The 5,151-nt window shown below is 43.6% G+C and carries 6 protein-coding genes; 3 read left to right on the forward strand and 3 right to left on the reverse strand.

Annotated elements, in window-relative coordinates:
- The coding region (locus tag AC1DWN_RS27525) for an ABC transporter transmembrane domain-containing protein (protein ID WP_477562076.1) at positions 1-800 on the reverse strand (800 nt) is incomplete at its 3' end.
- Positions 784-1,614, reverse strand: coding sequence for a MerR family transcriptional regulator (locus tag AC1DWN_RS27530; protein ID WP_477562077.1), 831 nt, complete (start codon positions 1,612-1,614; stop codon positions 784-786). The genes AC1DWN_RS27525 and AC1DWN_RS27530, both read right to left, overlap by 17 nt.
- 287 nt (positions 1,615-1,901) lie before the next feature.
- Here AC1DWN_RS27530 and AC1DWN_RS27535 point away from each other — a divergent pair, with 287 nt between their 5' ends.
- On the forward strand, positions 1,902-2,192 hold the full coding sequence (locus AC1DWN_RS27535) for a hypothetical protein (RefSeq protein ID WP_477562078.1): 291 nt from the start codon (positions 1,902-1,904) through the stop codon (positions 2,190-2,192).
- Positions 2,193-2,222: 30 nt separating this feature from the next.
- On the opposite strand, the gene AC1DWN_RS27540 is transcribed toward AC1DWN_RS27535, so the two are convergent.
- Positions 2,223-3,524, reverse strand: coding sequence for a hypothetical protein (locus AC1DWN_RS27540; RefSeq protein ID WP_477562079.1), 1,302 nt, complete (start codon positions 3,522-3,524; stop codon positions 2,223-2,225).
- On the opposite strand from AC1DWN_RS27540, the gene AC1DWN_RS27545 reads away from it, so the two are divergent.
- Both AC1DWN_RS27545 and AC1DWN_RS27550 read left to right on the forward strand, forming a co-directional pair.
- A complete protein-coding gene (locus AC1DWN_RS27545) occupies positions 3,517-4,326 on the forward strand; it encodes a DUF1266 domain-containing protein (protein ID WP_477562080.1) in 810 nt (269 codons plus the stop codon). The genes AC1DWN_RS27540 and AC1DWN_RS27545 overlap by 8 nt on opposite strands.
- Positions 4,327-4,354: 28 nt before the next feature.
- Positions 4,355-4,828 (forward strand): hypothetical protein, encoded by a 474-nt coding sequence (locus AC1DWN_RS27550; RefSeq protein WP_477562081.1) that lies wholly within the window; start codon positions 4,355-4,357, stop codon positions 4,826-4,828.
- Positions 4,829-5,151: the final 323 nt, after the last annotated feature.

The following is a 5,151-nucleotide window of genomic DNA, read 5'->3' on the forward strand; positions in this document are numbered from 1 at the left end:
ACAAGAATGAGCAGCATAATACTCATCATTAGCGGAGATACAATTGAAACTATTTTGGCTTCCTGAAGTCCGAATCGCAACAGCTTTGAAACTCGCAGTTCTCCCTGACGCTGCTCAACCGGCTCAGCAAGTGAAGCCTTTACAAGACGAATATCCGAAAGTACCCTTCCAAGATCACCTTGAAATAATGCCGTTTCATCCTGCATCGACTTCGATACCTTGAACATTCTCGACCCAAGAGGCCATAAAACAAGCAGYGCAAGCGGTACTGCCACAAGCATGAGCAGAGTCATTTTCCAATCAATCGTTATTAAGAGCACCACTCCCCCAATAATGGAGATAATACCGCCAATAAAGGAAATAACATGGCCGATTATAAAGTCCTTGATGACATTCGTATCATTGGTGACACGGCTCATCGTTTCTCCAGAATGGTTGCGGTCAAAGAAAGGAACCGGCAGTCTCAGCACCTTTTCCCACAACTCACGACGCAATCCGCCAATTACATATTGTCCAACAAAAGACATCGTGTATAAAGAAAATCCTGACATGGCCGTCTGGAACAGAAAGACTGCTCCTAGCACAATTATCGTCACTGCTTGCAAGCTCGACCGAGATAATTCATCAACTAAGTTCATAGTCAACATCGGAATAAGTAAGGAGAGCACCACCTCACCTACTCCAAGTACGATAGCGGCTAGAATAATATAGGTAGATGGTTTATGCCTAGCAATAAGATTAATAAATGATTTTGCATGGCTTAATGTAGCTGGCTGCTGCGCCTCATCCTTGTTGATCATTGCTTTTTTCCTCCTCGGATGCTTTCTTTAAGCTTTCCAGATGTTCAAACATCACAGTAAGGAAGGCTTCTTCTTCCTTTGTGAACGCATGAGGAAACAAGACAGGATCGAAAGGTGTTGAAGGATCTTCAAGTACCTCTAATTGAGTCAGCTCCTGCTCCGTTAGTTCTTTTAAGATGGGGCCAATCAGCCCTTCAAGAAAACCGAGCAACTGCCTACCGCTTTCCAATACTTCTGTATCCAAAGGCTGTCTTCCTAGCTTGTAATGCTCCTTCAATTGAATAACGATAACATTTAGTTGACGTTCCATTTCCAGCCGCTTCTCCGCAGACATCCCATCCATAAATATGGCATCCACAAGYGAGGTAGGCATCTGCTTCGCGAGATACTGCTTCTGATGCTCTTCATGTTGAATGTTATGAATGAACACAAGCAGCAGATTGCTATCTACCTTACCAGCTCCTTCAACAATTTGCTGCATGCGGCTGATCGTTTCAAGAACTCGCTCCAGCTGCTGCTGCTTGTGCTGCAGCATTTCATATTGGGCTGCTAACGATTGCTGCAGATCCTCCTCTGGATTTTGTAAATAGGCAGAAATATCATCAAGCGAGAAGTCCAAATATTTTAACGTCAAAATCTTTTGAAGCTGGATCAAATCCTTGTCCGTGTAGTAGCGATGGCCCTGCTCATTACGACTCGAAGGCTTAAGCAAGCCTTTGCGGTCGTAGTATCGTAGTGTCCGCTCTGTAACTGCGGTCATTTTAGCGAAGGCTCCTATGGGATAAACCATTTGTTGATTATCTTCTGAATGCATCCCGTCATCTCCTTTAACCTCAGTATAGTACTTGACGTAACGTCAAGCGCAAGTACTTTTTTGTATGACAATGACAATATTTCATGTTATAAAATTCCACATATTACAACAAAAATAGGTCTATAAATCTAGCAAATACGAATAAAAATAGACAAGCATTGTAGTATTTTTGAATAAAAGAGGTTAATTTTAGCAAAAAAAGGATTGTAAACAATCCCAATTTCTATATAATAAGTTTGTGAACAACGCGTTCAACAACTATACATAACCCCAAAGGAGAGAATTAATTGGACAATTATCAACAACCTCCGTTTCAATCCGGCCAGCCTGGTTACGGACATAATCCGAATCAGGAGGTTTCACCCGTCATTTCCATTAAGGAGTGGATGCTCACTTCGCTCATTATGATCATCCCAATCGTCAACATTATTATGATGTTCGTGTGGGCTTTCGGTGAAGGTAATCCAACGAAGAAAAATTATTTTAAAGCCGCTTTAATATGGGCAGCTATCGCTATCGGTATTTATGCTATTGTTTTCATTATCATTATCACAGCTACATTTTCTTCATCTACTTAATGGTTACTGGACAGTGAAAAGTCCTCAAGCCTAAGAAGCCAAAGAATCAGCGTCAATATCAGACGTAGTTTGCTTGGAGCGGATTATTTTCATTATGGATAAATGCCGGTTCTGAACAAACAGGCGAAAAATAAACTGGCGCAAATAAGCGGCAACGGTGGCCTCCRATGCAACGGCGTGAGAGGCTGTGCGCAGATAGCGAAAGAACAGTGCAGGGACACGACCGGAATAACGCAAAGCGATCAGTTGCAAGAGTCCCATGGCGATGCATTGGCACATGACGAATCCTTCTATCGACTGAATGGTCAAGCCAATCCGCTGCTGATCTTGTTCGTTGTTCACATGTTCCAGCGGATGGACTTCTCCCTTTTTCAAGTACCAATTCAGCTTTGGCATGGATTTGCTCCAGAAGCGGTAGCCATACAACTGAATGATGTCTGTTGCAGCCAGTGTCAGATCGGTGCTCACGAGAATGGAGTAATGCCCCTTGCACACCACCAGCACGAAGCGCATTTCCTGATACAGCCCCTGCCCCCAGAGCAAATCCAGACACAGGAATTGAACCGTCTCTTCCTTGCCGTACAAGACAACCGTGGCGGTTTGGAAATCGGCAGCTCGAGAGGTGAAACAGTCCTTCAACTTGACCTCGTGGCCCTTTTTCGGCGGTCGACCTCGTCCGGGTTTCTTGGCGGCGGGACGTTCGTAAGCCACCACATTGGACTTGGACTTGGTGACCAGATGCATCCGAACGGCAGAAGAGCGATGGAGGTCATTCAGTCGCTTCAGAGCTGGTATGGTCAAAAAGTAACGAGCCAGCAAGAGCAAGGCTCTCCCGAACGCTGTGGCTGCTGCGAATCCTTGCTCTATCATCTGAACCACATGCGAAGTCGGCTCCTCGGCCTGATCCGTATTCTTCCACCCCAAGATGGTTTTTACGCCATCCTGCAGATTCAGGAACAAGGGCAAGCAGAACCACTTTTGTGGGGTGCCGGCCAAAATGCCGATGGCGCCAAACAAATGGCCGAAAATGTACTCACCCTTAGAGACGTTTTCGGACTCCTGATGGAGCTTCTTGACTCCCGGCATCCGACGTCCTTCCTTGGCTTGCTTCATCCCATCACCGACCAGCACGACGCAATTCTGGACAAGCAGTAGAGGGGCCGTCCGGTGGATCACCTGGAGCCACGCCAGGCGCAACGATTCGAGTGACCATGCGGATGAACGAAAAAAGTGAATCAAGGTCTCATAGCAGCGGCTATTCAGAGCAAGATCCCGAATGATAGATGTCACGCCCAGATGGTCGGAACGCAGCATGAAGCTGATAATGATCACGACAAACCATTCAAACGTTGCTTGTCTGGAGAAGCAGGTGCGAAATGATAGTATTTATATTTATGAACGAAACGAGGATGAAAACATGGGTTTTTTTAAAAAATTAGCGGGTGCACTGAGCAAGAAAAAGTATCGAAAGAACCACAATGCCGCTGTTTTAACCGTAGAACAGTATGCTGCTTTGAATGTCGGAGCAATCAATGCAGAACAGACTATGTACTTTTGTGATAGTTTGCATACCGGGTCTGACAAAAATGAGATGAGACGAAATCTTGCTGATTATTACGACATTGTTGATAGAGATACTGCATTAAGGACTTTGGAATGGCTGAGTAGCAGGGGACATAGAGTCTATTTTGAGGCCATCAAACAATTAGTTTCAGGTCAATCCACAGCCATTGATGAGACGATATTGGAAGAAGATGAAAAGGTAAGAACATACAACTATATACAAAATCTAAATGGAACAATCGAAGATCTGGTTAAAAATAAGCAGATCAAAAAAAGGACAGACTTGAGCACACAATCTATTGTCGGCTGGGATATGGGGCGATTGGTTCTGATTGCACGTTGCTGTTATGAAACGGCATATCTCTCAGAAGAAGAAGCTTGGAATTATATTCGTAAAGCCTATAAAGAATGTCAGAACACCTATTTAAACTGGAAAGAGCTTGCTGATGGCTATATCATTGGGAGATGCATGTGGGGCGGATCCAATATGATGCTCCACGGTATTATGGAAATTGCAAAAGGGTTGATTGAGGATGATGACAGTCCTTGGTCAAAATATCCATTACGATAAAATAAATCAAAAAAAGGGGAAATTTACTATGGATTTAAGATTATTGGCTATACCAGTGGCACTGGTGATTGTTGCGGTAATTGTGAATGTGTTACTGAATAAAAAGGTGAGTCGCTCTGCCGGTGTGGCTCAGGATGTTATGAAGAACTATGTGCGTGAACAGCTTCCGGATATGCAAAGTGCTGAATTGGATGTCATTAATTTGCTTGAGGACGCAATACAACCACAGCATATTTGGGTAGTTGCTTACAACGACAGCGGAATGTTTTTTATCCCGTCTACATCGAACCCTTACACACAATCAATTACGAGATATGAGGATGAGACTATCGATTATATACCTTTTTCGGCGATTAATAATTCGTCGGTAGCACAAGACAAGAAGAAAATCAAAATGCATATAGGAGATGTAGTCAAATCATTTAAGTACCAAAACAAAGATTGCTTTGGTGTCAATCATGAACAAGAACTCTCTAAATTTATAAGGCATTTAGATATTTAGAGTCTACTTCATAGATTGCTGGGGCACTCGAAAGCACTAAACTTTGGTTTGGTGGCACGCCTGTTGATTATCCGGAAGCTACCAGATCAAAAACGCAGAATACACTAGCTTTTTGCCTTAGCATTGCAAGCTTAACAGTCCATATACTCGGAAGCTCATCCAGTAATAATAAGCGAGCGAATTGTGCAAACGACAAGCTTGCATGACGAGGAACAACTGATTTTCCATGATTGTAAAAGGTTTTGAGTAACATTACAGCTGCCTTGAATACAAGGCAGCAAAAAAAAAGCCCACTCTACTCCGGAGTGGGCTTCATTATGATT

The organism is Paenibacillus sp. P4_A7 (genome assembly GCF_056402455.1).